The organism is Paracoccus simplex (assembly GCF_042648325.1).
In the GTDB taxonomy this organism is placed as follows: Bacteria; Pseudomonadota; Alphaproteobacteria; order Rhodobacterales; family Rhodobacteraceae; genus Paracoccus; species Paracoccus simplex.
The window spans coordinates 91,565-117,711 of record NZ_JBHRXE010000004.1 but is presented as its reverse complement, the minus strand read 5'-3'; the positions used below and the strand labels follow the sequence as shown (position 1 = coordinate 117,711).

The 26,147-nt window shown below is 69.1% G+C and carries 24 protein-coding genes and 1 riboswitch; of the genes, 15 read left to right on the top strand and 9 right to left on the bottom strand.

What is annotated here, in order from left to right; all coding sequences use genetic code 11:
* Positions 1–292: 292 nt before the first annotated feature.
* From ACFOMP_RS01600 to ugpB, 4 genes are read right to left on the bottom strand one after another with little or no spacing between them, the layout of a single operon-like run.
* The gene (locus tag ACFOMP_RS01600; protein ID WP_289896147.1) at positions 293–1,357 is read right to left on the bottom strand and encodes a sn-glycerol-3-phosphate import ATP-binding protein UgpC; all 1,065 of its coding nucleotides are present in this window, start codon (positions 1,355–1,357) and stop codon (positions 293–295) included.
* Positions 1,358–2,221 (bottom strand): sn-glycerol-3-phosphate ABC transporter permease UgpE, encoded by an 864-nt coding sequence (gene ugpE, locus ACFOMP_RS01595; RefSeq protein WP_289896148.1) that lies wholly within the window; start codon positions 2,219–2,221, stop codon positions 1,358–1,360.
* Positions 2,214–3,095 carry a sn-glycerol-3-phosphate ABC transporter permease UgpA gene (gene ugpA / locus ACFOMP_RS01590; RefSeq protein WP_379027647.1) on the bottom strand — a complete coding sequence of 294 codons (882 nt, stop codon included), beginning with the start codon at positions 3,093–3,095 and terminating at the stop codon, positions 2,214–2,216. The genes ugpE and ugpA overlap by 8 nt, the downstream gene beginning before the upstream one ends.
* Positions 3,096–3,144: 49 nt before the next feature.
* Positions 3,145–4,440 (bottom strand): sn-glycerol-3-phosphate ABC transporter substrate-binding protein UgpB, encoded by a 1,296-nt coding sequence (gene ugpB / locus ACFOMP_RS01585; RefSeq protein WP_379027646.1) that lies wholly within the window; start codon positions 4,438–4,440, stop codon positions 3,145–3,147.
* A 392-nt stretch (positions 4,441–4,832) separates the two neighbouring features.
* Here ugpB and ada point away from each other — a divergent pair, with 392 nt between their 5' ends.
* The gene (ada, locus tag ACFOMP_RS01580) at positions 4,833–5,894 is read left to right on the top strand and encodes a bifunctional DNA-binding transcriptional regulator/O6-methylguanine-DNA methyltransferase Ada (RefSeq protein ID WP_379027645.1); all 1,062 of its coding nucleotides are present in this window, start codon (positions 4,833–4,835) and stop codon (positions 5,892–5,894) included.
* A gap of 68 nt (positions 5,895–5,962) precedes the next feature.
* A complete protein-coding gene (locus ACFOMP_RS01575; protein WP_379027644.1) occupies positions 5,963–6,940 on the top strand; it encodes a siderophore-interacting protein in 978 nt (325 codons plus the stop codon).
* Between the two features lie 3 nt (positions 6,941–6,943).
* Here the strand turns inward: ACFOMP_RS01575 and ACFOMP_RS01570 are convergent, their stop codons facing one another.
* Positions 6,944–8,131 (bottom strand): multidrug effflux MFS transporter, encoded by a 1,188-nt coding sequence (locus ACFOMP_RS01570; protein WP_379027643.1) that lies wholly within the window; start codon positions 8,129–8,131, stop codon positions 6,944–6,946.
* Between the two features lie 357 nt (positions 8,132–8,488).
* On the opposite strand from ACFOMP_RS01570, the gene ACFOMP_RS01565 reads away from it, so the two are divergent.
* From ACFOMP_RS01565 to ACFOMP_RS01545, 5 genes are all read left to right on the top strand, one after another.
* A complete protein-coding gene (locus ACFOMP_RS01565; RefSeq protein WP_379027642.1) occupies positions 8,489–9,193 on the top strand; it encodes a FadR/GntR family transcriptional regulator in 705 nt (234 codons plus the stop codon).
* A gap of 225 nt (positions 9,194–9,418) precedes the next feature.
* Positions 9,419–9,643, top strand: a complete 225-nt coding sequence (locus ACFOMP_RS01560) for a hypothetical protein (protein WP_379027641.1) — start codon at positions 9,419–9,421, stop codon at positions 9,641–9,643.
* Positions 9,643–9,798 (top strand): hypothetical protein, encoded by a 156-nt coding sequence (locus tag ACFOMP_RS01555; protein WP_379027640.1) that lies wholly within the window; start codon positions 9,643–9,645, stop codon positions 9,796–9,798. Before ACFOMP_RS01560 ends, ACFOMP_RS01555 begins: the two co-directional genes overlap by 1 nt.
* A complete protein-coding gene (locus tag ACFOMP_RS01550; RefSeq protein ID WP_379027639.1) occupies positions 9,795–10,730 on the top strand; it encodes an asparaginase in 936 nt (311 codons plus the stop codon). The genes ACFOMP_RS01555 and ACFOMP_RS01550 overlap by 4 nt, the downstream gene beginning before the upstream one ends.
* 130 nt (positions 10,731–10,860) lie before the next feature.
* Positions 10,861–11,814: a LysR family transcriptional regulator gene (locus tag ACFOMP_RS01545; protein ID WP_379027638.1), complete on the top strand. Its 954-nt coding sequence runs from the start codon at positions 10,861–10,863 to the stop codon at positions 11,812–11,814.
* Positions 11,815–11,822: 8 nt separating this feature from the next.
* Here the strand turns inward: ACFOMP_RS01545 and ACFOMP_RS01540 are convergent, their stop codons facing one another.
* The gene (locus ACFOMP_RS01540) at positions 11,823–13,211 is read right to left on the bottom strand and encodes an L-cystine transporter (protein ID WP_379027637.1); all 1,389 of its coding nucleotides are present in this window, start codon (positions 13,209–13,211) and stop codon (positions 11,823–11,825) included.
* 328 nt (positions 13,212–13,539) lie between these two features.
* Between ACFOMP_RS01540 and ACFOMP_RS01535 the strand changes: the two genes are divergently transcribed.
* From ACFOMP_RS01535 to ACFOMP_RS01520, 4 genes are all read left to right on the top strand, one after another.
* The gene (locus tag ACFOMP_RS01535) at positions 13,540–14,778 is read left to right on the top strand and encodes an MFS transporter (protein WP_379027636.1); all 1,239 of its coding nucleotides are present in this window, start codon (positions 13,540–13,542) and stop codon (positions 14,776–14,778) included.
* A gap of 32 nt (positions 14,779–14,810) precedes the next feature.
* Positions 14,811–15,236 carry a GlcG/HbpS family heme-binding protein gene (locus ACFOMP_RS01530; protein WP_289896216.1) on the top strand — a complete coding sequence of 142 codons (426 nt, stop codon included), beginning with the start codon at positions 14,811–14,813 and terminating at the stop codon, positions 15,234–15,236.
* Positions 15,237–15,396: 160 nt separating this feature from the next.
* On the top strand, positions 15,397–16,134 hold the full coding sequence (locus ACFOMP_RS01525) for a TSUP family transporter (protein ID WP_379027635.1): 738 nt from the start codon (positions 15,397–15,399) through the stop codon (positions 16,132–16,134).
* A 68-nt stretch (positions 16,135–16,202) separates the two neighbouring features.
* Positions 16,203–17,447, top strand: a complete 1,245-nt coding sequence (locus ACFOMP_RS01520) for an Hsp70 family protein (protein ID WP_379027634.1) — start codon at positions 16,203–16,205, stop codon at positions 17,445–17,447.
* Here ACFOMP_RS01520 and ACFOMP_RS01515 read toward each other — a convergent pair.
* Together ACFOMP_RS01515 and ACFOMP_RS01510 are read right to left on the bottom strand one after the other, a co-directional pair.
* Entirely contained in the window at positions 17,444–19,576 is a 2,133-nt protein-coding gene (locus ACFOMP_RS01515) for a DEAD/DEAH box helicase (RefSeq protein ID WP_379027633.1), read from the bottom strand. The two genes, ACFOMP_RS01520 and ACFOMP_RS01515, sit on opposite strands and share 4 nt — an antisense overlap.
* Before the next feature lie 297 nt (positions 19,577–19,873).
* Positions 19,874–20,770 (bottom strand): LysR family transcriptional regulator, encoded by an 897-nt coding sequence (locus ACFOMP_RS01510; protein WP_379027632.1) that lies wholly within the window; start codon positions 20,768–20,770, stop codon positions 19,874–19,876.
* 181 nt (positions 20,771–20,951) lie between these two features.
* On the opposite strand from ACFOMP_RS01510, the gene ACFOMP_RS01505 reads away from it, so the two are divergent.
* Positions 20,952–22,271 (top strand): C4-dicarboxylate transporter DctA, encoded by a 1,320-nt coding sequence (locus ACFOMP_RS01505; RefSeq protein ID WP_289896221.1) that lies wholly within the window; start codon positions 20,952–20,954, stop codon positions 22,269–22,271.
* 103 nt (positions 22,272–22,374) lie between these two features.
* On the opposite strand, the gene ACFOMP_RS01500 is transcribed toward ACFOMP_RS01505, so the two are convergent.
* Positions 22,375–23,277, bottom strand: a complete 903-nt coding sequence (locus ACFOMP_RS01500) for a LysR substrate-binding domain-containing protein (protein ID WP_379027631.1) — start codon at positions 23,275–23,277, stop codon at positions 22,375–22,377.
* Between the two features lie 102 nt (positions 23,278–23,379).
* Between ACFOMP_RS01500 and ACFOMP_RS01495 the strand changes: the two genes are divergently transcribed.
* The 3 genes from ACFOMP_RS01495 (at position 23,380) to nrdH (ending at position 26,139) form a co-directional block, all read left to right on the top strand.
* Positions 23,380–24,399 (top strand): YeiH family protein, encoded by a 1,020-nt coding sequence (locus ACFOMP_RS01495; protein ID WP_379027630.1) that lies wholly within the window; start codon positions 23,380–23,382, stop codon positions 24,397–24,399.
* Between the two features lie 67 nt (positions 24,400–24,466).
* Positions 24,467–25,297 carry a DUF6635 family protein gene (locus tag ACFOMP_RS01490; protein WP_379027629.1) on the top strand — a complete coding sequence of 277 codons (831 nt, stop codon included), beginning with the start codon at positions 24,467–24,469 and terminating at the stop codon, positions 25,295–25,297.
* 344 nt (positions 25,298–25,641) lie between these two features.
* A riboswitch (cobalamin riboswitch) is annotated at positions 25,642–25,826 on the top strand.
* A 91-nt stretch (positions 25,827–25,917) separates the two neighbouring features.
* A complete protein-coding gene (nrdH, locus tag ACFOMP_RS01485) occupies positions 25,918–26,139 on the top strand; it encodes a glutaredoxin-like protein NrdH (RefSeq protein ID WP_019352382.1) in 222 nt (73 codons plus the stop codon).
* The last annotated feature ends 8 nt before the right edge of the window (positions 26,140–26,147 follow it).

Genomic DNA, 26,147 nt, shown 5'->3' with positions numbered 1-26,147 from the left:
ATCGCCGCCCCGATCCGCATTTCCTGCGCCATCGCCGTCAAGCCCCCGGATTTCATTCGGTCCCTCCCCCTTCTGCAGCGCCGCGGCCGCCCAAGCACGGACGCCGGCCGGCTGCCCAGGCCGGGCCGGGATGCGGCATGGTGTTGAAGACGGGCGCTCTCCTCTGGCCCGCCTGGGCAGGGTTGTCGCCGGCCGGCCGATTCAGGTCAATGCGGGACGATGCACGGAACCGATCATCCGTGAGGGATAATGATTGACGGCATGATGGGATTCCGTCACGCCGTCGCAGCCTTCAACCCTCGACGCGGCGGCCGGTTTCCGGGTCGAAGAAATGCAGATGCGCGGCATCCGGCACCGCCTGAATGCGGTCGCCGCGCTCGGCCCGGCTGCTGCCGGGCAGCCGCAGCACCATCGCCACATCCGACCCCTCGATCACGCCATAGCCGAAGGCATCCGCGCCCAGCCGCTCGACCGAGCGCAGCAGCACCGGGATCGCCGCCTCGCCGGCCTGCGCCAGCCGCAGATGTTCGGGGCGCAGCCCAAGGCGCAGGTCGCCGCCGCGCGGCGGGACCGGCAGCGGCAGGACCGCGCCGCCCGGCAAGGTGACGCCGCCCTCGCCCGCCCGGACGGTGAAGATGTTCATCGCCGGCGAGCCGATGAAGCCCGCCACGAATTCGCTGGCCGGGCGTTCGTAGACCTCCAAAGGCGTCGCGATCTGCTCGGCCACGCCCTTGTTCATCACGATCAGCCGGTCGGCCAGCGTCATCGCCTCGACCTGGTCATGGGTGACGTAAAGCGTGGTCTGGCCGGTGCGCAGGTGCATCTCCTTGATCTGCAGGCGCATCTGCACCCGCAGCTTGGCGTCGAGATTCGACAGCGGCTCGTCCAGCAGCAGCGCCGCCGGCTCGCGCACCAGCGCCCGGCCCATGGCGACGCGCTGGCGCTGGCCGCCGGACAGCGCGCGCGGCTTGCGGTCCAGATAGGGCTCCAGCTCCAGCATGGTCGCGGCCTTGGCCACGCGGGCCGCGATCTCGGCTTTCGGCAGCCGGGCGATCTTGAGGCCGTAAGCCATGTTCTCGCGCACCGACATATGCGGATAAAGCGCATAGTTCTGGAACACCATGGCGATGTCGCGCTGGCGCGGCTCCAGGTCGTTGACCACCTTGCCGCCGATCTCGATGGTGCCGGCGCTGATCGCCTCCAGCCCCGCCACCATGCGCAGAAGCGTGGACTTGCCGCAGCCCGAGGGGCCGACGATCACCACGAATTCGCCGTCCGCGACCTCCATGCTGATGCCGTGGATGACCTGGTTTCCCGCATAGCTCTTGCGGACGTCGTTGAGCAGGATGCCGGCCATCTATTTCTCCGTCTCGACCAGGCCCTTGACGAACCAGCGCTGCATCAGCACCACCACCAGGATCGGCGGCAGGATGGCCAGCACGCTTGTGACCATCACCAGGTTCCAGGGCGTATCGGCATCGGCAAAGGAGATCATCTTCTTCAGCGCGATGACGATGGTGTTCATTTCATTGGAATTGGTGACCAGCAGCGGCCACAGGTATTGCGTCCAGCCATAGATGAACTGGATCACGAAGATCGCCGCCACATTGGTCAGCGACAGCGGCCACAGGATGTCCTTGAAGAACCGCCACGGGCCGGCGCCATCGACGCGCGCGGCCTCCAGCAACTCGTCAGGGATGGTCATGAAGAACTGCCGGAACAGCAGCGTCGCGGTGGCCGAGGCGATCAGGGGCAGGATCAGCCCCGGATAGGTGTCGATCAGCCCCAGATCGACCATGACCTTGTAAGTGGGCTGGATGCGCACCTCGACCGGCAGCATCAGGGTGATGAAGATCAGCCAGAAACAGGCCATGCGCAGCGGAAAGCGGAAAAAGACGATGGCATAGGCCGAGGCCATGGAAATGGCGATCTTTCCCAGCGCGATGCCCATGGCGACGATGGTGGTATTGGCCAGTAGCCGCCACAGGCTGACGCCGCCGATGCGCCGCACGCCGCCCTCGAAGGCCTCGCCGTAATTCGCCGCGGCCTCGGGACCGGGCAGCAGCGGCAGCGGCGGGCGCAGGATGGTCTGGGTGCTGTGGGTCGAGGCGATGAAGACGTAATAGACCGGGAAGGCCACCACGATCACGCCGAGGATCATCCAGAAATGCGCGACCAACCGGCCCGGCCCGCGGGGGGCCAGGGGGGATGCCTCAGCCATAATGCACCCGCCTTTCGATAAAGCGGAACTGGAAGGCGGTCAGGCCGATGACGATGAGCATCAGGATCACCGATTGCGCGGCGGAATCGCCCAGGATCAGGTTCACGAAACCGTCGTTATAGACCTTGTAGACCAATGTTTCCGTGGCCTTGCCGGGGCCGCCACCGGTCACCGCATGGATGATGCCGAAGGTGTCGAACAGCGCATAGACCGTGTTCACCACCAGCAGGAAGAAGGTGGTCGGCGTCAGCAGCGGGAAAACGATGGTCCAGAAGGCGTGCCGCCGCGAGGCGCCGTCGATGGCCGCCGCCTCCAGAAGAGATCGAGGAATCGCTTGCAAGCCAGCGACAAAGAACAGGAAATTATAGCTGATCTGCTTCCATGTCGCCGCCGCCACCACCAGGATCATGGCGTGATCGGCGTCCAGCAGCGGGTTCCAGCGAATGCCCATCTGCCGCAGCGGCCAGGCCAGCGTGCCGAAGGACGGGTTGAACATGAACAGCCACAGCATCCCGGCGATGGCCGGCGCCACCGCATAGGGCCAGATCATCAGCGTGCGGTAGAACCCCTTGCCGCGGATGACCTTTTCCGCCTGCACCGCCAGGAACAGCGCGATCGCCATGGCGAAAAGCGCCACCAGTGCCGAAAAGACCGCGGTGACCTGCACGGCGTTCAGGTAGTTCGGATCGCCCAGCACCTTGCGGAAATTCGCCAGGCCCACGAAGGTCGATTTCAGCCCGAAGGCATCCTCGCGCAGCATGGATTGCCGGAACGCCTGCGCCGCCGGCCAGTAGAAGAAGATCAGCGTGATTGCCAGCTGCGGCGCCAGCAGCAGCCAGGGCAGCAGCTTGTGCGGAAAGACCGTGCGCCTCATCCGTCCCCCAATGCAGAGGCGGGCGCGACAGGGCGCCCGCCGCCAAAGTTCAGCCGCCCACGGCTTCCTTGATCGCGGCATTGCCGCGTTCTGCCGCGTTCTTCAGCGCCGTGGCCGCATCCTGCTGACCCGCCAGCATCTTCTCGTATTCCTCGTTCTGGATGTCGCGCAGCTGCGGCAGGTTCGGGGCGCGGACACCCTTGGAGTTTTCGGTCGGCGGCTTGCCCATCATCTGCAGGATCGGCGTCTCGCGGCCCGGATTCTTCTGGTAGAAATCCGAAGCCTTGGTCGCCTCGTAAGCCGCCATGGTCACCGGCAGATAGCCCGACTGTTCGTGCAGATATTGCTGCACCTCGGTCTGCGACAGGAAGTTGAAGAAGGCGGCGACGCCCTTGTAGGTCTCGTCCGACATGCCGCCCATCACCCAAAGCGAGGCGCCGCCCGGCGTGGTGTTCTGCGGCGCGCCCTCGGCAGTCTCGTCATAGGGCAGCTGGCCGATGCCGTAGTTCATGCCCGACTTGACGATATCGCCCAGGCCGCCCGAGCTTTCGGTCAGGATGCCGCATTCGCCCGAGGTGAAGTTCTGCTTGGCCTCGCTGGTGCGGCCGCCATAGACGAAGACGCCCTCTTTCGCCAGGTCCGCAAGCTCCTGGAAATGCTTGACGAACAGCGGGCCGTCGATCTTCAGCTCGGGGGTGCCGGCCAGGCCGTTCTCGTTCGTGGCCCAGCTGACATTGTTCCAGGCGGCGAAATTCTCGGTATGGATCCAGGTCAGCCAGGTCGAGGTATAGCCGCAGCTCGCGGCGCCCGATTCCTTGATCTTGCGGGCGGCGGTCCAGACCTCGGCCCAGGTCTTGGGCGGATTCTCGACGTCCAGCCCCGCCTTTTCGAAGATGTCCTTGTTGTAATACAGGATCGGCGAGGAGGAGTTGTAGGGGAAGGACAGCATCTCGCCTTCGGGGGTCGAGTAATAGCCGACGATGCCGGGCAGATACTGGCTCTTGTCGAAGTCGTAGCCGCCTTCCTTCAGCACCTCGGCCACCGGCTTGATGGCGCCCTGGGCGCCCATCATCACCCCGGTGCCGACGTCGAAGACCTGGATGATGTCCGGGGCCTGCCCGGCGCGGAAGGCGGCGATGCCGGCGTTCAGCGTCTCGGGATAGGTGCCCTTGAAGACGGGCTTGACCTCGTAATCTTCTTGGCTGGCGTTGAAATCGCTGGCGATCTTGGTCACCACCTCGGCATTGGCGCCGGTCATGGCGTGCCACCAGGAAATCTCGGTCTTGGCCTCGGCCGCGACGGGCAGCGCCATCAGCCCGGCAAGCCAGAAAACGGTTCTTTGCATGGTCTTTCTCCGAATCGTGCCTTTTTCGGCTCTTCGCTCCCGGGCGGCATTCCTGGGAACCACGGGTTCCGCGCGCAGCATCCGCCTCCCTGGACGAAACTGTCACCTGCCAGGGGCCGAGGTGTCAATTCGCTTCGTATGGCAGATGCCGCCCCGGAGCCACGCCGAGCACCGCGGCGCTTTCGCATTTCTTTGTAAAAATCACATGACGGCAATGCAGTGTACGAAATTTTTAATGCGTTTCATGAAATCGACACATTGCGCGAAAAATCACGCTTTCCGTGCGTTTCTTCTTGAAGCGCGCCCCGAATTTGACCGCAAGCGGCGGAGTGCGGCAGATGCGTTTTCCGGTCAGACATGGTATCGAAGCGATGCAACGAAAGGCCGCGACCATGGATCAGCGTCCCCTTCCCACCCAGAACGATCCGCGCTGGCAGCAGGTGCTGGCCCGCGACGCCACCGCCGACGGGCGTTTCGTCTATGCGGTGCGCTCGACCGGGGTCTATTGCCGGCCCTCCTGCCCGTCGCGCCGTGCCCGGCCCGAGAACGTCCGCTTTTTCCCCGGCCCGGACGAAGCCGAGGCGGCGGGCTTTCGGCCCTGCCGGCGCTGCAACCCGCGCGGGCTTTCGACGGCCAAGGCCAATGCCGCCCTGGTCGCCGCCGCCTGCCGGCTGATCGAGGCATCGGACAGCCCGCCCAGCCTCGACGCGCTGGCCGAGGCGGCGGGGATGAGCCGGTTCCATTTCCACCGCCAGTTCAAGGCGGCGACCGGGCTGACGCCGCGCGCCTATGCCGCCGCGCATCGCGCGGGACGGCTGCGCGAGCGGCTGCGGGGCAGCGACAGCGTGACCGGGGCGATCTACGAGGCCGGTTTCAACGCCAGCAGCCGGTTCTACGAAGGCGCGGACGCCATGCTGGGCATGACGCCCTCGGTCTGGCGCAAGGGCGGCGCGGGGGCCGAGATCTGCTTCGCGCTGGGGCAATGCGCGCTTGGCGCCATCCTGGTCGCGCAAAGCCGGCGCGGCATCTGCGCCATCGCGCTTGGCGACGACCCCGAGGCGCTGCTGCGCGACTTCCAGGACCGCTTTCCCCGCGCCACCCTGATCGGCGGCGACCCGGAATTCGAGGCGCTGGTGGCCCGTGTCGTCGGCTTCGTCGAGGCCCCGCGCCTGGGGCTGGACCTGCCGCTGGACATCCGCGGCACCGCCTTCCAGCAGCGGGTCTGGCAGGCGCTGCGGCAGATCCCGCCCGGCACCACGGCCAGTTATGCCGAAATTGCCCGCCGCATCGGCGCACCGCGCGCCACCCGCGCCGTGGCCCAGGCCTGCGCCGCCAACGCCATCGCCGTGGCCATCCCCTGCCACCGGGTGGTGCGCAGCGACGGCGGCTTGTCGGGCTATCGCTGGGGCGTCGCCCGCAAACGCACCCTGCTGGACCGGGAAACCACCGGCTAGGGCTTATTGCCGAGCGTTTCTCTTGGGTATATAGGGCGAAGGATCGGCGCCGAGCGAAAGGACCCGCCATGTTTCCGATCCGACCCTATCGCAGCACCGGCACGCTCGACAGCGCCTCGGGTGCCGCGGCGGCGGCGATCAAGGCCCGCGCCGCCGAGTGGGAGGTCGAGCTGATTGAAACCCCGGAGAGCCTGACCATGCTGGTCTGGGGCTGCGCGCTGTCGCTGATCCCCGAAGGTCATTCGGCGCGGCTGGAACTCAGCGCCCCCGAGAAGCGGCTGATCGGCACCTTGCAGGACACCGCCACCACGCTGCTGGACAGCCTCGGCGTCGCGGTGCGCTGGGACCGGGTGGACGAGGGGGCGCTGGCCCCCGGCCTGTCGCTGCTGCGCGTGGCGCGGATCTGGCAGCGCACGCCCGGCTTCATCCGCGTGCGCCTGGCGGGCGAGGAAGCGGCCCGCTTCGGCCAGGGCGGGTTGCATTTCCGGCTGCTGCTGCCGCCGCCCGGCCGTGCGCCGCAATGGCCGCGCGTCGCCGCGAACGGCCGCACGCTCTGGCCCGAGGGCGAGGATGCGCCGCATCGCGCCGTCTATACCACCGCCGCGCAGCAGGCGGACTGGCTGGAATTCGACATCTTCCGCCATGCCGGCAGCCCCACCTGCGACTGGGCCGACCGCGCCCGCCCGGGCGAGACGGCGGGGATCATCGGCCCCGGCGGCGGCGGTTGCCCCGAAGCCTCGCGGCTGTGGCTGTTCGGAGACGAGACCGCCTTGCCCGCCATTGCCCGGACCCTGACCGAGGCGCCGGGCGAGGTCCGCGCCGTCCTGCGCTGCGCGCCCGAGGACATGGCCGATCTGGCGCCTGATCCGCGCGTGCGCCGCTGCGACGACCTGCTGGCGGCGCTGGACGGCGCCGATTTCGGCGCCCCCGAGGATCGCCATGTCTGGTTCGCCGGCCCCGCCGCCGAGGCGCGCGAGGCACGGCGGCGGCTGGTCGCCCGCGGTCTGGGCAAGCGCGAATTCACCGCCGCCGCCTATTGGGGCTAGCCCTCAGGCCAAGCGCAGGCGCGGCAACGACGCCGCCGCCGCAGTCCAGGCCAGCACCGCGCAAAGCGCGATGGCCGGCACCATGCTGGCGGCGGTGTTGTCAAGGAACGGCCCGGTCACCGCGATCATCAGCCCGCCGGTCAGCATCTGGATCGTGCCGCCCAGCGACGAGGCAAGCCCGGCGATGTCGGGATGCGGGTCCAGCGACATGACCATGGCCGTCGGCATGACCAACCCCAGGCAGGCATTGGCCAGGAACAGCCCGGCGATCACCACCGCCAGCGCATCGAAACCGGCGGCCACCACCAGCGACAGCAGCAGCGCCAGCCCGGCAAAGCCGGTGATCGCCAGCGAGATCACCCGCTCCATCCCGAAGCGCTCGGCCAGCCGGCCGGCGAATTGCGAGGCCGAGAAGAAGCCGATCGCATTCACCGCGAAGGCCAGCGAGAAGCCGGTGGGGCTAAGCCCGTATTGCCGGGTATAGACGAAGCTCGCCGAGGCCAGGAAGACGAAGAAGCTGGCCATGCCGAAGCCGCCGATCATCGTCAGCCCCAGGAAGCGCCGGTCCGAAAGCAGCCGGCGGGCCCCGGCCAGCATGGCCCCGACCCGCACCGGCCGGCGGTTGTCGGCATCCAGCGTCTCGGGCAGCACGAACAGGATCAGCGCCAGGCTCAGCAAGGCCGCGCCGGCCAGCACCGCGAAGATTTCGCGCCAACTGCCCCAGGCCATCACCGCCGAGCCGGTCAGCGGCGCCAGCATCGGCGAGACCGAGATCACGATCATGATCGCCGCCATCATCTTCGCCGCCGCCGGGCCGGTGGCCATGTCGCGGATCACCGCGCGCGGCACCACCATCAGCGTCGCGGCGCCCAGGCCCTGCACGGCGCGGGCGGCGATCAGCCAGCCGATGGTCGGCGCCAGGCTTGCCGCCACGGTGGCGGCCAGGAAGATGCCGACGCCGATCACCAGCGGCTTCTTGCGGCCGACCGCATCCGACATCGGGCCATAGATCATCTGGGCGATGCCGAAGACGATGAAATACGAGGTGAGCGTCAGCGCCGCTCCGGCCTCGGTGGTGCCCAGGTCGCTGGCCACCTGCGGCAGCGCGGGCAGATACATGTCGATCGCGAAAGGACCGACGGCGGAAAGCAGGCCAAGCAGCAGGGCCATGCGGAACAAGGGATCACGCATCGGGAAACCTGTCAGATTTTAAGATATGAAAAAAGCGGACGCAGAATCGCGCCAAAAGCTGTTCACCGCCGCCGGGCGCTGCATGCCATGGCCCGCGGACAAGCGCAAGCGCCTTCGCGCCGGCTGGTTGATAAATGTTTGACCAGCCGGATCGGGTCTTTGCCGGGGCCGGGGCGCGGCGCATGCTGGCGGGGATTGCAGGATTCTGTCGCGGAGCACGCCGATGAGGATCTACCACCTTCTCTTCATGGCGCAGATCGCCGGGCTTGTCGGGCTGATCGGTGCCGCTGTCATTTATTGGTAACAGTTTCCCAAGGGCCCGCTTGACAGGTCCGCCTGACATGTAACATTGGCGCCATGAACAAAGTGGCTGATTGGTTGTCCAACAAGAGCCCGGTCAGTCGGAAAAACGCCGCCGAGACGGTGTTCGAGGATCTGCGAGGCGCGATACTTGCCGGCAATTTGCCGGTGGGTATCCGTTTGCCGTCCGAAGCCAAGCTGGCCGAGCGCTATGGCGTCAGTCGGCCGATCATCCGCGAAGCCATGCGCTCGCTGCAGACGCTGGGGCTGACCCGCAGCCGCAGCGGCAGCGGCAGTTTCGTCATTTCCGACCGGCAGACGCCCGAATTGGCCTATGGCAGCTATTCGGCGCGCGAACTGATCGAGGCCCGCCCCTTCATCGAGATCCCCGCCGCCGGCTGGGCGGCACTGCGGCGCAGCCCGGACCAGCTGGCCCGGTTGACGCAGCTTTGCGACAGCATGGAACGGCAGGAGGACGCGCTGAAATGGGTGCGGCTGGATTCCGACTTCCATTGCCTGATCGCCGAAGCGGCCGAGAACACCGTCTTCCTTCGCGTCGTCACCGACTCGCGCGAGGCGCTGATGCGCCAGTCCGAACTGGTGAACCTGATGGCCGATCGGCGCGTGACCTCGAATCACGAGCATCGCGCCATCGCCGAGGCGATCGCCGCCGGCTCGGAAGCCGAGGCCCAGGTCGCCATGCGCAAGCACCTGAACGAGGTCGAGCTGGCGATGACCTGGATCATCAACCAACACGGCTGATTTCAGCCGGCGGTATTTCTTTCCGCTTATCCAAGATCTTGCAGACCATCTTTCGCGCTTTTTGGGGCGCGCGCCCGCCACTGCCGGCCTCTGCCTCGGCAAAGATCCTTGACGCCGCCGCGCCCCAAACCCTAAACGCAAAATCTGTCATACAGCCTTTCAGATAATCCGATCATTGCGCCGATGGCAGGAGGCGGCCGCGGCGCGATTCGGGGCGGAGGAGCCATGTCCCATCAAACCACCCCTGCCGAAGGCCGGGCGCTCGGCAAGAAGGCGTGCGGCTATCACCAGGATCTCAAGCCGCGGCAGGTCCAGGTGATCGCCATCGGCACCGGGCTTTTCCCGGGCGCGGGCGGCCGGCTGGCCAGCGCCGGACCGGCGCTGGCTCGGCATCATCACCGCCCACCGGCATCGCCACCCCGGCCCTTCTGCTGGGCGTGGTGGTGCTGATGGCTCTCGACCATCCGATCGGCACCTGGACCGTCGCCTCTTTGCTGGTGATCGTGCCCGCGCTGGTGATAGGGTGGCATCTTGCGCGCGACCGCATCCACGGCGCCGCGCAGCAGCTTGAGGAGGAGATCGCAGACATGCAGGGCGCGTCGTGACCGTCATTGCCGAAAAGCCGCTGGTGGCCGTGCTGGCCACCGGAGGCACCATCGCCAGCAGCCGCGGCGCCGACGGCTCTGCCAGTCCCAGCCTCAGCGGCCAGGACCTGCTGGGCCTGCTGCCTCCCGTGGCCGTCGAGCTGCGCCCGCAGGAGCTGCTGGCGCGCGATTCGGCCAGCCTGACGCTGGCCGACATGCAGCGCATCAGCGATGCGGTCGGCGCGCAGCTTGCGGATCCGCGGCTGGCCGGCATCGTGGTGCTGCACGGCACCGACGCGATGGAGGAAACCGCCCTGTTGGTGCAGCTTCAGCATCTGCCGTCCAAGCCCGTGGTCTTCACCGGCGCGCAATTCGCCTCGGATCACCCGCGATCCGACGGGATCGCCAACCTGGCGCTGGCGCTCGACAAGGTGCTGCAGGGCGGGGCCGGCGTGACCGTGGCCTTCGGCAGCCGGCAATTCCCGGTCTGGGGGCTCTACAAGTTCGCGACGGACTCGGCGGATGCCTTTCGCTGCGTGGCGCATGAAGGCATGGGGCCGTGTCGCACCCTGCCCGCCCCGGTCGCCGGGCTGAGGGTCGATATCGTCGCCGCCCATCCCGGCAGCGACGGCGTGCATCTGGATGCCAGCATCGCCGCCGGCGCCCGCGGCATCGTGGTCTCGGCGCTGGGGTCGGGCAACGCCTCGCCCGAGCTGGTCGCGGCCATCGCCCGCGCCCGCGCCCGCGGCATCACCGTGGTGGTGTCGAGCCGCGTCCCCGAGGGCATCCTGGCGCCGATCTATGGCGGCGGCGGCGGCGGTCACGACATGAAGCGCGCCGGTGCCATTCATGCCCGGCTGCTGCGGCCCGGTCAGGCCCGCATCCTGCTGGCCGCCATGCTGGCTAACGGCCGCCCCGAGGAAGAAATCGCCGCGATATTCGAGAAAACATAGTTTTCTTCTGAACTTACAAGAAGAACATCCACGTTTTCTAGGGCAATGTCCTTGCCTTTGGCAAGGGTCTGGCCTTTGCGTGGCATAATGATAAAGTCACCCGATCCGCAATCTGCATATCGTCGGTGACATGTCCCTGCCTCCCGCCCGCCTGATGCTGAAACCCGCCCAGCTGCGCCTGATCCAGCAGATCGCGGAGCATGGCCAGCTACAACTCGCGGCCGAGACGGTGGGTATGACCCAGCCGGCCGCCTCGCGCATGCTGGCCGAGATCGAGAACCAGGTCGGCGCCCAGCTGTTCCTGCGCCAGCCCAAGGGGATGGAGCCGACCGAGATCGGCCGCGCCGTCCTGCGCCGCGCCCGCGTCATCCTGCGCGAGATGTTCAGCATGGCCGCCGATGTGCGCGCCCTGCGCGAAGGGTTCGGCGGCTCGCTGCGGGTCGGCGCGGTGACCGGCCCGGCGGTGGGCTATCTGGTGACCGCCATCCGCGAGATCAAGCAGACGGCGCCGGACGCCGACATCACCGTGGACGTCATGCCCTCGCGCGAGTTGCTGGGCCATCTGGCCGCTGGAGAGATGGATTTCGTGCTGGCCCGCATCCTGCCGGAATTCGACAGCCAGGACTTCAACATCCTGCCGATGCGGGACGAGAAAGTGTCCTTTCTGGTGCGGTCAAGCCATCCGCTCTGCCGCTCCTCCTCGGTCACGCTGACCGAGCTGGCCGGGCAGGAATGGGTGATGCAAAGCCGTGGCGCCCCGATCCGCGAGGCGGCGCTGGCGGCCTTTGCCGATGTCGGCCTGGCCGAGCCCCGCAACATCGTCAACAGCCCCTCGCTTCTGCTGACCATCGCCTATCTGGCGCAATGCGACGCGGTGGCCCCGATGTCCGAGGAGGTGGCCGAACTCTTGATCCGGCCGCCGGTCGGGGCCGGTTTCGCGGTGCTGCAAGTCCCGCACGAGATCCGCGTCTCGCCTTATTACCTGCTCGACCTCAAGCGCCGGCCGCTGTCGCCGCTGGCGATGCGGCTGCGCGAGAAGCTGGTCGCCCTCTCGCGCAGCCCGGTCCGCGAGGCCCATGCCTGACCCGCGGGTCAGGCGTTCTGCAGCTCGCCCGCCTCGCTGTTCTGCAGGACGGACTTGTCGGTCTGTCCCAGCAATTGCGAGGTGACGGTGCCGGCGGTCATCGCACCCGAGACGTTCAGCGCCGTGCGGCCCATGTCGATCAGCGGCTCGACCGAGATCAGCAGCGCCACCAGCGTCACCGGCAGGCCCATGGCCGGCAGCACGATCAGCGCCGCCATGGTCGCGCCGCCGCCGACCCCGGCCACCCCGGCCGAGGACAGGGTGACGATGGCCAGCAGCGTGATGATCCAGCCCGGATCGGTCGGGTTGATGCCCACGGTCGGCGCCACCATCACCGCCAGCATCGCCGGATAAAGCCCGGCGCAGCCGTTCTGCCCGATCGTGGCCCCGAACGAGGCCGAGAAGCTGGCGATGGTCTGCGGGATGCCCAGCCGGCGGGTCTGGATCTCGACGTTCAGCGGAATGGTCGCGGCGCTGGAGCGGCTGGAGAAGGCGAAGCTGAGCGCCGGGATGATCTTCTTGAAGAACAGCAGCGGATTCACCCCGGTCAGGGTCAGCAACACGCCATGCACCACGAACATGATCGCCAGGCCGATATACGAGGCGATGACGAACTTGCCGAGATTCAGGATGTCGGCCGCGTTCGAGGTCGCCGCCATCTTGGTCATCAGCGCCATGACGCCGTAAGGGGTCAGCGCCATGATCAGCCGCACGAGCTGGCTGATCCAGCCCTGCAGCACGTCGATCAGGGCCAGCAGGCTGCGGCCCCGTTCCTCGTCGCGGCGCACCAGCCGGATCGCGGCGACGCCCAGGAAGGCCGCGAAGATCACCACCGAGATGATCGAGGTCGGGTTGGCCCCGGTCAGGTCGGCGAAGGGGTTCTTGGGAATGAAGGACAGGATCAGCTGCGGCACGGTCAGGTCGGCGACCTTGGGCGCATAGTTGCTTTCCAGCGCCGTCAGCCGCGCCGTCTCGGCGGCGCCCTGGGCCAGACCCTCGGCGGTCAGGTTGAAGATCAGCGACATGACCACGCCCACGAAGGCCGCGATCAGCGTGGTGAACAGCAGCGTGCCCAGCGTCAGCACCGAGATCCGCCCCAGCGCCGAGGCGTCGTGCAGCCGCGCCACGGCGCTGAGGATCGCCGCGAAGACCAGCGGCATGACCACCATCTGCAGAAGCTGCACATAGCCGTTTCCGACGATGTTGATCCAGTTGATCGTGGTCTGCAGCGCCTCGGATTCCAGGCCGTAGACCAGTTGCAGCCCGATCCCGAACACGGTGCCCAGGATCAGGCCGATGAAGACCCGCACCGACAGCGACAGCTGGCCGCCTTGCAGGCGGACCAGGGCGACGATCAGGGCGGCGAATATCGCAAGGTTGATGAGAACGGATACCATCGCGCATCTCCGGCAATTTCAGATTGTTCCGTTAAGCCATAATGCACGCCCGGCGTATAGCAGGGACCGGACAAGACCTGTGCAGCATCACGGGGTTCTGCCGATAAAGGAAGTCCCATCACCCGTCGCAAGCGCCGCAATGCCGGTATGCAGGCTCGATATCTCAGGAAATATTGCGACTGTATGCGGATATTGTCGATTATCAGCCCGGACCCGCCGGGCTATCGTTCCGCAGGATCGCATCACCGGGCAGGTTTCGCAATCAACCTCCGGCTTCGCAACAGCCCCATGGCGCCCGGCCGATCCGCGAGAAGGAGCGACAGGACCAGTGACTGCCAACAAGGCGAAACCCGCGGCCGATCCGCGGCCCTGGATGCTTGCGGTCGTGGCGCTGGTCGGCCTGGCGCTGCGCCCCTTCCTGACCGGGCTCGGCCCGGTGACGGGTCCGGTCGCGGCCGATACTGGCCTTTCCCTGCAGGGCCTGTCGCTGCTGACCCTGCTGCCGATCCTGCTGATGGGCGCCGGCGCCTTCTTCGGGCCGGGCCTGCAGGCGCGGCTGGGCGCAAAGCGCGCCACGGTCGCGGCGCTGCTGGTGCTGGCCCTGGGCTCGGCCCTGCGGCTGGTCGCGCATTCGGCGGCCCAGATGCTGGGTTCGGCCGTGCTGCTGGGGCTTGGCGCGGCGGCGGTGCAGGCGGTGTTTCCCGCCGTCATCAAGCGCGAGTTCCCGCGCCGCGTCAGCCTGGCGATGGGGCTTTATGCCTCGATGATGATGGGCGGCGGCGCCTTCGGCGCCCAGGCCGCGCCGCTGGTCGCCGGCTGGAGCGGCAGCTGGCGCCTGGCGCTGGGCTGGCTGGCTCTGCCCGCGGCGCTGACGGCCTTGCTGGTCGCCCTTGTCCTGCCTCGCGAACAGGGCGCTGGCCGCAGCGGCGGCCTGGCCTTGCGGGGCTGGCTGGGTCGGCCGCGGGTCTGGTTGCTGATGGCCTGTTTCGGCCTGATCAATGGCGGCTATTCCTCGTCGGTGGCATGGCTCGCGCCGGCCTTCCGCGACCTGGGCTGGACGGCCGGCGCCAGCGGCGGGCTACTGGCGCTGCTGGCCGTGGGCCAGGCAATCTCGGCCCTGCTGACGCCGGTGCTCGCCAGCCGCGGCAGCGACCGGCGGCCCTGGCTGCTGGGTTGCCTTGCCCTGCAGGCCCTGGGCTTCGCCCTGCTGGCGCTGCGCCCCGAGGCCGCCCCGCATCTGACCGCCTTCCTGCTGGGCGCGGGGCTTGGCGGCTGCTTCTCGCTGATGATGGTGGTGGCGCTGGACCACCTGCCCGACCCGGTCGAAGCCGGCGCCCTTGCCGCGCTGATGCAAGGCGGCGGCTTCCTGCTGGCGGCCCTGCCGCCCTGGCTGCTGGCGGCGCTGCATGACCAAACCGGCAGCTTCGCCGCCGGGTGGGAACTGCATCTGGGGGCGGTGCTGCTGGTCGGCCTGCTGGCCCTGCGCCTGTCGCCGCAAAGCTACCGGTCCGCGCTGGGTCGCGCCGCCGCGCCTGCGCCGCTGCCCGGCCGCGCCCCGGCGGAATGAACGCCTGCGCAAGATTTTCAAAGGAGGAACCCATGCTCACTATCACCCGACTGGACCAGGCGGACGCCCGCCTGCTGATCGCCGGCGCCGAGACCCATGCGCACGGGATCGGCGTGCCCATGTGCATCGCCGTCACCGACGAAAGCGGGCAGCTGCTGGCCTTTTCGCGCATGGATGGCGGCAAGGTGACCTCGGCGACCATTGCCGTCGACAAGGCCTTCACCGCCGCCGCGGCGCGCAAGGCCACGCATGAATACGGCGCCGCCAGCCAGCCGGGCGCACCGGCCTGGGGGATTTCCTCGGCCATCGGCGGGCGGCTGATGGTGGTGGGCGGCGGCCTGCCGGTCGAGCATGACGGCCACATCGTCGGCGGCATCGGCGTCTCGTCCGGCACGCCGGCGCAGGATCAGGCGGTGGCGCAGGCCGGCATCGACCATTGGCGGGCGCACCGCGCCTGACCCTTGGGCAAGGGACGGGCGATCTCGTCCGTTCCCGTCATGCCACACCCGGCGGGGCACCGGCCGGGGCCGGTCTGGACGCCAAGCGACGCGCCGGATAAGGCGGGCGCATTCCCCTGCCATCATGGCGCGGGGGCGCCTCACCTGCCTGCAAGAGATCATGCTGCTCTGGTTCCTGCCCATCGCCGCGGCCGTCTTCGGCGCAGCCATCCTGCGCGGCCTGACCGGCTTCGGCTTCGCCTTGGCGGCGGTGCCGCTGATGTCGCTGATCATCCAGCCGCGCGTGGCGGTGGCCAGCGCCATCCTGCTGCAGGTGATGATCGGCTTTCGCGACCTCATGCACCTGCATGGCAGCTATGATCGCGCGGCGGTGCTGCGGCTGTCGCTGGGCTCGCTACTGGGCATGCCCTTCGGCATCGCGGCGCTGGCGCTGTTCGACCCCGATGCCGGGCGGCTTGCCATCGCCGCGATCTCGCTGGCCGGGCTGGGCATGATGCTGCGCCAGCCGCACCGCCATCTGGCGCCCGGCCCCGGCATGACCTTGGCGGCCGGGGCGCTGTCGGGCCTGTTCGGCAGCCTCGCCGCCATGCCCGGCCCGCCCACCGTGGCCTATTTCGTCGCCAGCGGCACCCCGGCTGCGCGGGCCAGGGCCTCGATGATGATCTTCTTCTTCGCCTCGGCGCTGATCACCCTGCCGGGGCTGGCGGTCGCGGGGGCGGTGGATCTGCGCACGCTGGGGCTCAGCCTGGCGCTGCTGCCGCTGCTGGTCTCGGGCACCTGGGTCGGCGGGCAGCTGTTCCGCCGCCTCGACCCGCGGCATTATCGCGGGCTGGCGCTGGGAGTCATGGCGCTGTCGGCCGGGCTTGCCGGGGCGCGGGCGCTGGCCGGGCTGTTCTGACCCCCGGCTTGCGCTGCAACGCCGGACAGGCTATCCGCCCGGGCTTTGCGGAAACAGGGCGCAGGAAAATGCAAAACGACATGCTCGCCATCGACTTCGGAACCTCGAACTCGGCCGCGGCGATCCTGCAGGACGGCCGGCCGCGGCGCATCGCCATCGAGCCGGGGGCCGAAACCCTGCCCACCGCCGTGTTCTTCCCGGCCCGCAGCGGCGCCATGCGCATCGGCGCGGCGGCGGCCGAGGCGCTGATCGCGGGCGACGAAGGCCGCTACATGCGGGCGCTGAAAAGCGTGCTCGGAACCGGGCTTTTCCACGAATCGCGGCTGATCGCCGGCAAGCGCCGCACCTTGGCGGAAATCGTCGCCGCCTTTCTCGCCACGCTGCGCGAACGGGCCGAGGCGACGACCGGCCGCCGTTTCCGCCGCGCGCTTTCCGGCCGGCCGGTGCATTTCCACTCGAACGATCCGGCCCGCGACGCGCAGGCCAAGGCTGACCTGCGCGACTGCTATCTGGCGGCGGGTTTCGACGAGGTCGCCTTCCTGCCCGAGCCCGAGGCGGCGGCGCTGGCCAGCCATGGCCTTGGCCGGGCGGACGAGATCGGGTTGATCGTCGATATCGGCGGCGGCACCTCGGATTTCTCGGCCTTCCGCAGCCGCGGCGACAGGCTGGACATCCTCGCCAATCACGGCATCCGGCTGGGCGGCACGGATTTCGACCAGCAGGTCTCGCTGAACCATGCCATGCCGGCGCTGGGTCATGGCGGCGAACTGCGCCGCGCCATGGGGTCGGGGCTGCTTCCGGTGCCGAATGCGATCTATGTCGATCTGGCGACCTGGGCCAAGATCCCCTTCCTCTACGTGCCCGAGACGCGGCGCATGGCCGCCGAGATGGCCCGCATGGCGGTAGACCGCGCCGCCATGGACCGCCTTGTCGCGGTGCTAGACGAGGAACTGGGCCATGAACTGGCCTTCGCGGTCGAGCGCGGCAAGATCGCCGCCAATGCCGGCGAGGGCGCGCGCATCGCCATGGGCTTCGTCGAGCCGGGGCTGGCGCCGGCGATCTCGCCCGCCGCGCTCGACGCGGCGCTGGCGGGCCATCGCGCCGAACTCCACGAAGCCGCCGCCGAGACGCTGCGGCTGGCGGGCATCGCGCCGGCCCAGGTCGGCAGCGTCATCCTGGTCGGCGGCTCCAGCCTGATGGGCCTGGTCGCCGACGAAGCGCTGCGGCTCTGCCCCGGGGCGCAGTTGCTGCGCGCCGGGGCCTTCACCGCCGTGGTGGACGGGCTGGCGCTGGCAACGGCAACGAGGCGCTAGCGCTTGCCCGGCTTCGGCCCGGCGCGGAACGGCTTGTCGCCGCCCTTGCCCTGGAAGCCGCCGGCCGCCTTGTGCGACTTGAAACCCGCGGCGCGTTTCGGCCGCGCCTCGGCACCCTCGCCCCGGCCCGACCGGTCGTCGCGCGCCACGCCATGCGACTTGAAGCCCGCCGATTTCAGGCCCGCCCGCGGGCTTGGCTTGGGGGTGGTCTTCTGCGCCTGCTTCTTCTCGCTGCTCCAGCGGGCCTTGCGCGGGGCTTCCGCCGCTTCGGTTTCCGGCGCGTACTCGCCGCGGTCGCGGCCGCGATCGGCAGCGGCAGCGGTCCGGGCGGCGCGCGGCCTCACCGCGTCGGGGTCCAGCAAGGCCGGACGCCGGGCCGGCTTGGGCCGATCCTCGGCGCGCGGCTCCAGCGGCTCGGGCCGCGCGGCATGCGGCGCCTGGCCGCGATGCGGCTTCTTCTCGCGGGCGGGATGCGCCGCGCCTGCCGTTTCACCGTTTTCCAAATACCCATGGCGCACCGGCTTCCGGTCGCGCGGCGCGGGTGCGTCGAAGACCGGTTCGCCCTCGATCCGGCGCATGGTCAGGCCGGGTTCCAGCTCGATCCGCTCGCCGAAATTCGGCGCGGCGGCGGCGGCGATCTGCACGAAGGTCTGCTCGGTCTTGACCCGGATCGCGCCGATGGCATCGCGGGTGATGTTGCCCGCCTCGCAGATCTTGGGCAGCAGCCAGCGCGCCTCGGCCCGGCCGGAATGGCCGACCGAGAGCAGGAACCAGACCGCCGGCCCGAACTCGCCGCGTTCGCGCGGCGCAGCAGGCGCAGGGCCCACGCTTTCCGACAGCTCCTCGGGCGCCGGGCGCCCCTCGCGCCACAGCCGCAAGAAGGCTGCGGCGACCCGCTCGGCGCCAAACCGGTCAAGCAGCGCGGCGGCCAGCCCCGCCTCCTCGCCCGGCGCCTCGGCCAGCGCCGGATGCTCCAGCATCCGCTCGTCGTCGCGGGCCTGCACCTCATCGGCCGAAGGCGCCTTGCCCCAGTCCGCGACCAGCTTGGCGCGCTGCAACAGCCGCTGCGCCCGCTTGTATTCCGAGGACGGCACGATCAGCACCGAAGTGCCCTTGGCCCCGGCCCGGCCGGTGCGGCCGGAACGGTGCAGCAGCGTGTCGGGATTGGTGGGCAGGTCGGCATGGATCACCAGCTCCAGCCCCGGCAGGTCGATGCCGCGCGCCGCCACGTCGGTGGCGATGCAGACCCGCGCCCGACCGTCGCGCAGCGCCTGCAGGGCATGGCTGCGCTCTTGCTGGGACAGCTCGCCCGACAGCGCCACCGCCTTGAAGCCGCGATTGCCCATGCGCGCCAGCAGGTGGTTCACATTGGCCCGGGTCTTGCAGAAGATGATGGCCCGGCTGGCCTCGTAATAGCGCAGGGTGTTGAAAATCGCGTGCTCGCGGTCGCGGGTGGTCACCGACAGGGCGCGATATTCGATGTCGCCATGCTGGCGCGCCTCGCCCATGGCCTGGATGCGCAGCGCATCACGCTGGAAATCGCGGGCCAGCGCCTCGATGGCCGGCGGCACGGTGGCCGAGAACAGCAGCGTGCGGCGCTCGGCCGGCGCGCTGCCCAGGATGAATTCCAGATCCTCGCGGAAGCCCAGGTCCAGCATCTCGTCCGCCTCGTCCAGCACGCAGGCGCGCAAGGCGGTCAGATCCAGCGAGCCGCGCTCGATATGGTCGCGCAGCCGGCCGGGGGTGCCGACGACGATATGCGCCCCGCGCTCCAGCGCCCGGCGCTCGGTGCGGTAGTCCATGCCGCCGACGCAGGTGGCGATGCGCACGCCCGCCTGCTCGTAAAGCCAGCCCAGCTCGCGCGCCACCTGCAGCGCCAGTTCGCGGGTCGGCGCGATGGCCAGCGCCAGCGGCTGCCCGGCCTCGGGCAGGCCGTCGCCGTCCAGGATGTCGGCGGCCATGGCCAGGCCGAAGGCCACGGTCTTGCCCGAGCCGGTCTGGGCCGAGACCAGCACATCGCGGCCCCGCGCCTCGGGGGCCAGCGCGGCCTCTTGCACGGAAGTCAGGCTGGCATAGCCCTTGGCCGCCAGCGCCGCGGCCAGAGGCGCGGCAATATCATGTTCGTTCATTTTCTTCGCCAGAAAGGGGATGCGGGGCATCCGGGTGAAGGCACCATTCCCCTTTGCGGCCGGGCCCTCCCAACGGCCCGCCGGCCCGGAACGCGGAGCCAAGCCGCCCGCCTATCCTGTCCCGGTCCACAAGTCAAAGCCAAACTAGGACCGCATCAGCTGATCCGCGGTCCAGCCGCGCCGCCGCGCATTGGCCAGGCGGTTCATCTGCGCCCGCTGGCGCAACATTCGCAGCATCTGGGTCATCCGGCCCCTCCGGGCGCGATGATGCCGCCGCGCGCCCGCCGGGTCGAACCCTCAGCGCACCGGCCCGGCCGGATCGTGGCCCAGACTGCGGCGGATCTCGGCCAGGAACAGTTGCAACGCCGGGGCCGGGTCACGGTGGTGATAGACGATATAGACCTCGGAAACCGGCGGGTCGGGGCGAAGCGGCAGAAAGGTCAGCGGCCCGGCCGTCAGCTTGGCGATGCCCGCCGGCACGATGCTGACCCCGAAGCCCGCCACGATCAGGCTGGGGATCGACTGCGCGTCCACCACCTGCTGCGAGACCCGCGGCCGATAGCCCGAGGCGACGATGCAGGCCATGACATAGGCGGCGAAATCCGAACTGTCCGGGCGCAGCACCACGTGCTGATCCTCGCGCAGGTCGTCGATCGAGACGCAGGTGCGCCCGGCCAGCCGGTGATCGCTGCGCACCAGCGCCACCATCTCCTCGCGCCAGCCGTATTCATGGGCCAGTTCCGCGTCGCGCGGCACCGAGCGGTTGAAGCTGACATCCGTGCGTCGGCTCAGCACCTCGGTCAGCTGCGCGGCCGGGGTCTGTTCGTGGACGCGCAGGGTGATTCGCGGGTGCAGCCGGGCGAAACGCGCCAGAAGCTCGGCAAGGCCGCCGCGCAGGATCGAACCGGTGGCGCCGATTTCCAGCAGACCGTCCTGGCCCTGCTGGATTTCGCGGATCTCGTGCAGGCTGCGTTCATACTGGTCGAGCATGTTGCGCGCCCGCGGCAGGAACAGCGTCCCCGCCCGGGTCAGCGCCACCCTGCGGCTGGTGCGGCTGATGAGCTCGGCGCCGACCTCACGCTCAAGTGTCTGGATTTGCGTGCTCAGCGGCGGCTGCGACATGTTCAGCCGCCGGGCGGCGCGGGTGAAGTTCAGCTCCTCGGCCAGGACGACGAAGCAGCGAAGCTGGCGCATTCTCATAGCATCACCGTATAGGTCAGCGGCAAATCAATATTAGACACCGATATGCCATTGGCCACAATCTTCGGCATGAAGGGCCAGCCGCGACCGCGCGCCGCCGATGCGGGAGGAGACGCATCGCCAGACCGCCAGGCCGCGACCCGGCCCTTCCGTCACAGGGAGGAACGGAAAACACATGCCGAATTGGTCCAGGTCCTTGTTTGGACAGGTTTGCGTCGCGCTGGTGCTGGGGGTGATCGCCGGCTTCTTCGCGCCCGAATTCGCCGCCAAGATGAAACCGCTGGGGGACGGGTTCATCAAGCTGATCAAGATGCTGATCCCCGTCATCGTGTTCTGCGTCGTGGTGCATGGCATCGCCGGCGCGGGCGACCTGAAAAAGGTCGGCAAGGTCGGCATCCGCGCCATCATCTATTTCGAGATCATCACCACCATCGCCCTGGCGCTTGGCATCGCCATCGCCTATCTGTTCGGGCCCGGCCACGGCATGAACATCGACGTGAGCCAGCTCGACGCCTCGGCACTGTCGGCCTATGTCGACCGCGCGCATGAGGTCAGCAGCGGCGGCACCGTCGAGTTCCTGATGAAGCTGATCCCGACCACGATGATCAGCGGCTTCGCCCAGGGCGACGTGCTGCAGGTGCTGCTGGTCGCGATCCTGTTCGGCTGCGCCCTGTCGCTGGTGGGCGAGCGCGGCAAGCCGCTGCTGCACATGATCGAGCTGACGGGGGACGTCACCTTCAAGATCATGGGCTTCATCGTCCGGCTGGCGCCGCTGGGTGTCTTTGGCGCCATCGCCTTCACCGTCGGGCAATACGGCATCGGCTCGCTGGCGCAGCTGGGCTCGCTGGTCGCGTTGTTCTACGTCACCATCGCCATCTTCGTCTTCGTGGTGCTGGGCTTCGTGATGCGGCTGGCCGGCTTCAGCATCTTCAAGCTGCTGCGCTACCTGCGCACCGAGATCAGCATCGTCGCCGGCACCGCCTCGAGCGATTCGGTGCTGCCGCAGACCATGCGCAAGCTCGAGCATCTGGGCATCAAGGACTCGACCGTGGGCCTGGTGGTGCCGACGGGCTATTCCTTCAATCTCGACGCCTTCTCGATCTATCTGACACTGGCGGCGGTGTTCATCGCCCAGGCGACCAACACGCCGCTGTCCACCATGGACCTGCTGGCCATCCTGGGCGTGGCGCTGGTGACGTCCAAGGGCGCGCATGGGGTGCCGGGCTCGGCCATTGTGATCCTGGCCGCAACGCTGGCCGCGATCCCGGCCATTCCCGCCATCGGCCTGGTGCTGGTGCTGTCGGTGGACTGGTTCATGGGCATCGCCCGGGCGCTGGGGAACTACCTGGGCAATTGCGTCGCCACCGTGGTCGTCGCCTCCTGGGTGGGGGACATCGACCGCGACCGCGCCCGGCGCATCCTTGACGGCGAGGACATGCCGGCGCTGGACGTGCTGCAGCAGGACGCCCCGCTGTCGCAGCCCCAGCACGGCTGACGAAGTCGCCTCGCGGGGCGGCCGGTTCTGCGCGACAGCGCCGGCCGGCCCCGCCGAGAAGACGGCCTGCGCCTTCCCTCCCGGTGGCGCAGGTCTTTTCGCGTCAGGGCAGTCCGGCCGCGAAGCCTTCGTCGGTCAGGATGCCGATCAGCGCCTGCACCGCCCGCGTGCGATAGCGCCGCGGATTGGTCAGCAGCGAGAAGGGCCGCTCGGCCCCGTCCAGCGGCAGGGTGCGGATCCAGCCCGAGGCGGCCGGCCGCGCCACCGCGCGCTGCGACAGCGCCGCCAGGCACTGGCTGGCGGCCACGGCGCCCAGCACCGCCTCGTTCGAGGGCAATTCCAGCGCCACCGGCAGCGCGGCCACGGAAAGCCCCTGCCCGCCCAGCCAGGCCTCGAATTCCGAGCGCGTGCCCGAGCCCGGCTCGCGCAACACCCAGCTTTGCGCGGCCAGCGCGGCCGGCGGCGGCGCGTCGCGCCCGACCCAGGGATGCCCGGCGCCCATGACCAGCACCAGCCGGTCGCGCGCCACCACCTGCCGGTGCAGCTCGCCATGCGCCACCGCCCCCTCGACCAGCCCCAGATCGGCGCCGCCCTCCTGCACCGCATCGGCGACCTGGGTGGTGTTGCTGACCGTCAGGCGCAGTTCGATCCCCGGATGCATCTCGCGCAGCGCCACCAGCCGCGGCGGCAGCCAGTAGCTGGCGACGGTCTGGCTGGCATGGACCCGCAAGCGCCCGCGCGGCTCGCGCGCCAGATCCTCCAGCACCATCTCGGCGGTCTCGGCGCGGTCCAGCACGGCGCGGGCCTCGGCCATGAAGGCCTCGCCCGTCTCGGTCAGCACGATGCGCCGCCCCACCCGGTCGAAGAACCGCACGCCATGCCGCGCCTCGAGCGCCGAGACAGCGGCGCTGACCGCCGATTGCGTCAGGTTCAGCGCCTCGGCCGCGCGGGTGACATGCTGGCGCTCGGCCACGGCCAGGAAGATGCGGAGCTGTTCCAGGGTCATGCGCCATTCATAAGAAAAATCGAACGATATGGCAAATACAATGCGATGGATTGAACGTCATATCAGGATCATGTTCCGCATCACAGACAAAGGAGCGAAACCATGTCCTCGACCGATCAGGGCCAGCAAAATTCCCCTGCCATCACCGGCTGGCTGGGCGCCATCCTGCCGGGGCTGGGACTGACCTTCGCCATCGCCGTGGCGGCGACGGCGGTGCAGCGGGTCTCGGGCATCCCGGCGCTCAGCCCGCTGGTGGTGGCGATGGTGCTGGGCATGATGCTGCGCAACCTGCTGGGCACGCCCGCAGCGGCGCGACCGGGCATCGCCTTTTCGCTGCGCCGGGTGCTGCGCTTTGCCATCGTGCTGCTGGGCTTCCAACTGACGCTGGAACAGCTGCGCGCGGTCGGCCTGCCGGGGCTGGCGGTGATCTCGATGACGCTGGCCGCCACCTTCGTCTTTACCAAATGGGCCGGGCGGGCGCTGGGGGTCGAGGCGCGGCTGGCCGAGCTGATCGCGGCCGGCACCTCGGTCTGCGGCGCCTCGGCGGTGATCGCCACCAATACCGTCACCCGCGGCTCGGACGAGGACGTGGCCTATGCCATCGCCTGCGTGACGGTCTTCGGCTCGCTCTCGATGCTGGCCATGCCGGTGCTGGGCGAAATGCTGGCGATGGGCCCGGCGCATTACGGCATCTGGGTCGGCGCGACAGTGCACGAGGTGGCGCAGGTGGTCGGCACCGGTTTCCAGCACGGTGCCGAGGCCGGGCAGGCCGCCACCGTCGCCAAGCTCAGCCGGGTCATCATGCTGGCGCCGCTGATCCTGGTGCTGGGCGCGCTGGCCCGGCGGCGCGGCGGCGAGGCGCATGGCGCGGCGCCGACCCCCTGGTTCGTGCTGGGCTTCGTCGCGGTCGTGCTGCTGAACAGCGCCCTGCCGCTGCCCGAAGCGCTGCAGGCCGAGGTCGTCCGCCTGACCGCCTTCCTGCTGACCATGGCGCTGGCCGCGATGGGGCTGGAGACCGACATCCGCAAGCTGCGCGCCAAGGGCATCCGGCCGCTGGCGCTTGGCGCGCTGGCCTGGCTGTTCATCTCGACCCTGGGCCTGGGGCTGGTGACGCTGATCTGAGTCTTCGGCATTGAGCGGCCCGGCCGCGATGCCTAGATTGGGCGCGATCCTTCGAGGGACCGCGCCCATGGCCTTGCAGCCCGCCGACACCCGCCCGCTGACCCGGCGCGAGACCGAGGTCCGCCGCTTCGTCCGCGCCCGCTATGGTCTGCGCGGCACGCTGGCGCTGCATCGCCATGCCCTTGGCCCCGACCTGCTGCGCGCGCCGGTCAACGTCATGCTGTCGCCGCTGTTCCTGCTGGTGCGGCTGGTCGCGCCGCTGTTGCGGCGCATCGGGCTGGTCCGGGCCGGCGACTGGCTGGCGCGCCGGCAGATCTTCCTGACCTCCGACGTGGCGCAGCGGATCGAGGCGGATCTGGCCGGCTTCATCGGCGACCTGGCGGAACAGGACCTGGCCCCCAGGGCGCCGCCCGAGACCGTGGCCCGCGCCGTCTCGGACTATGCCGAGACCCGCAACGCGGTCTCCGAGATCACCACCTCGCTGCTGGTTCTGCTTTCGGGGCTTCTGCTGTTCCACCGCGCCACGCCCGGGGTGATCTCGCTGGCCGGGCCGATCGCGCAGCTGCGGGCGCAGACGCAGGCGGTCGAGGATTTCGCGCTGGGAAGCTGGGCCGGGCGCATGTGGTATGGCGCCTTCCCGCGCGAGCTGTCCACCGTCGAGGTGGTGCTGACCGGCGTGGTTCTGGCCATGCTCGCCTCGGTCCTGACCACCTTTGCCGGGCTGGTCGCCGATCCGGTGCAGACGATGACCGGCACCCATCGCCGCCGCATCATGCGGCTGCTGCAGCGGCTGGACCGCGCCGGCACCGCGCCGGCGCTGGAGCGCGAGCATCTTCTGGCGCGGCTGGGCGACCTGTCGGATGCGGCGATCAGCCTGTGGCGCAGCTTCCGGGGCTAGGTCTTGCAGATCGAATTGCCGCCGCCATCCGCCAGCATGGCGCTGCCGGCCACAAAGCTGGCGTGATCCGCGCGACGCGATCCCGCAACCGTTTCTCGCGCCGAGCAGCAAGGCCCAGCCGCGGCCCTGACGCGCTGGAGGCTCCGGCGTCGATGATGGTCTTGTCTTGCAGCGGCATAGGTCGTCCCTGCCGGCGATCGGCCCGGAATCCGGCGGGACAATCTCCGCCCGGAGCCCCGTTTCTTGCCGCCGAAACCCCAGGCCGGGAATCCGGTCTCTACCAGATATTTGGGGATACTTCGCCTTTCCCACTAGATATGGATTGACCGGCCCTTCCGGCCATGGCTTATTGGCGGGGTCATGGTCAACCCGGAGCGATCCGGGGGACGAAGAGGGAAGCCGGTGCGAATCCGGCACTGCCCCCGCAGCTGTAAGCGGAGAGCGACGCTGGAGCACCACTGGGCAACCGGGAAGGCCAGCCGAGCCGAGACCTGCGAGTCAGAAGACCTGCCATGACGCGACAGGACGAAACCGCGCGGCGGGCGCGGGCCGGACCGGTTCGGAGGGGCGCTGCCTTCGGCCGCGGCCTGCCTTTGCCGCGACCATGAAGGAGCAGAGGCATGACCATCACCGTTTATTCCAAGCCCGCCTGCGTGCAATGCACCGCCACCACCCGCGCCCTGGACGCGCGCGGCCTGGATTATCACCTGGTCGACCTGACCGAGGATGACGCGGCGATGGAACTGGTCACCTCGCTGGGTTATCGTCAGGCGCCGGTCGTCGTCGCCGGCGAGGCGCATTGGGCCGGTTTCCGCCCCGACATGATCGGCCGGCTGTCGTAAGGACCTTG

Excerpts from the sequence above, each read along its gene's own strand:
- ACFOMP_RS01600 (WP_289896147.1), bottom strand. The coding sequence starts at position 1,357 with ATGGCCGGCATCCTGCTCAACGACGTCCGCAAGAGCTATGCGGGAAAC.
- ugpE (WP_289896148.1), bottom strand. The coding sequence starts at position 2,221 with ATGGCTGAGGCATCCCCCCTGGCCCCCCGCGGGCCGGGCCGGTTGGTC.
- ugpA (WP_379027647.1), bottom strand. The coding sequence starts at position 3,095 with ATGAGGCGCACGGTCTTTCCGCACAAGCTGCTGCCCTGGCTGCTGCTG.
- ugpB (WP_379027646.1), bottom strand. The coding sequence starts at position 4,440 with ATGCAAAGAACCGTTTTCTGGCTTGCCGGGCTGATGGCGCTGCCCGTC.
- ada (WP_379027645.1), top strand. The coding sequence starts at position 4,833 with ATGGATCAGCGTCCCCTTCCCACCCAGAACGATCCGCGCTGGCAGCAG.
- ACFOMP_RS01575 (WP_379027644.1), top strand. The coding sequence starts at position 5,963 with ATGTTTCCGATCCGACCCTATCGCAGCACCGGCACGCTCGACAGCGCC.
- ACFOMP_RS01570 (WP_379027643.1), bottom strand. The coding sequence starts at position 8,131 with ATGCGTGATCCCTTGTTCCGCATGGCCCTGCTGCTTGGCCTGCTTTCC.
- ACFOMP_RS01565 (WP_379027642.1), top strand. The coding sequence starts at position 8,489 with ATGAACAAAGTGGCTGATTGGTTGTCCAACAAGAGCCCGGTCAGTCGG.
- ACFOMP_RS01560 (WP_379027641.1), top strand. The coding sequence starts at position 9,419 with ATGTCCCATCAAACCACCCCTGCCGAAGGCCGGGCGCTCGGCAAGAAG.
- ACFOMP_RS01555 (WP_379027640.1), top strand. The coding sequence starts at position 9,643 with ATGGCTCTCGACCATCCGATCGGCACCTGGACCGTCGCCTCTTTGCTG.
- ACFOMP_RS01545 (WP_379027638.1), top strand. The coding sequence starts at position 10,861 with ATGTCCCTGCCTCCCGCCCGCCTGATGCTGAAACCCGCCCAGCTGCGC.
- ACFOMP_RS01540 (WP_379027637.1), bottom strand. The coding sequence starts at position 13,211 with ATGGTATCCGTTCTCATCAACCTTGCGATATTCGCCGCCCTGATCGTC.
- ACFOMP_RS01530 (WP_289896216.1), top strand. The coding sequence starts at position 14,811 with ATGCTCACTATCACCCGACTGGACCAGGCGGACGCCCGCCTGCTGATC.
- ACFOMP_RS01525 (WP_379027635.1), top strand. The coding sequence starts at position 15,397 with ATGCTGCTCTGGTTCCTGCCCATCGCCGCGGCCGTCTTCGGCGCAGCC.
- ACFOMP_RS01520 (WP_379027634.1), top strand. The coding sequence starts at position 16,203 with ATGCAAAACGACATGCTCGCCATCGACTTCGGAACCTCGAACTCGGCC.
- ACFOMP_RS01515 (WP_379027633.1), bottom strand. The coding sequence starts at position 19,576 with ATGAACGAACATGATATTGCCGCGCCTCTGGCCGCGGCGCTGGCGGCC.
- ACFOMP_RS01510 (WP_379027632.1), bottom strand. The coding sequence starts at position 20,770 with ATGCGCCAGCTTCGCTGCTTCGTCGTCCTGGCCGAGGAGCTGAACTTC.
- ACFOMP_RS01505 (WP_289896221.1), top strand. The coding sequence starts at position 20,952 with ATGCCGAATTGGTCCAGGTCCTTGTTTGGACAGGTTTGCGTCGCGCTG.
- ACFOMP_RS01500 (WP_379027631.1), bottom strand. The coding sequence starts at position 23,277 with ATGACCCTGGAACAGCTCCGCATCTTCCTGGCCGTGGCCGAGCGCCAG.
- ACFOMP_RS01495 (WP_379027630.1), top strand. The coding sequence starts at position 23,380 with ATGTCCTCGACCGATCAGGGCCAGCAAAATTCCCCTGCCATCACCGGC.
- ACFOMP_RS01490 (WP_379027629.1), top strand. The coding sequence starts at position 24,467 with ATGGCCTTGCAGCCCGCCGACACCCGCCCGCTGACCCGGCGCGAGACC.
- nrdH (WP_019352382.1), top strand. The coding sequence starts at position 25,918 with ATGACCATCACCGTTTATTCCAAGCCCGCCTGCGTGCAATGCACCGCC.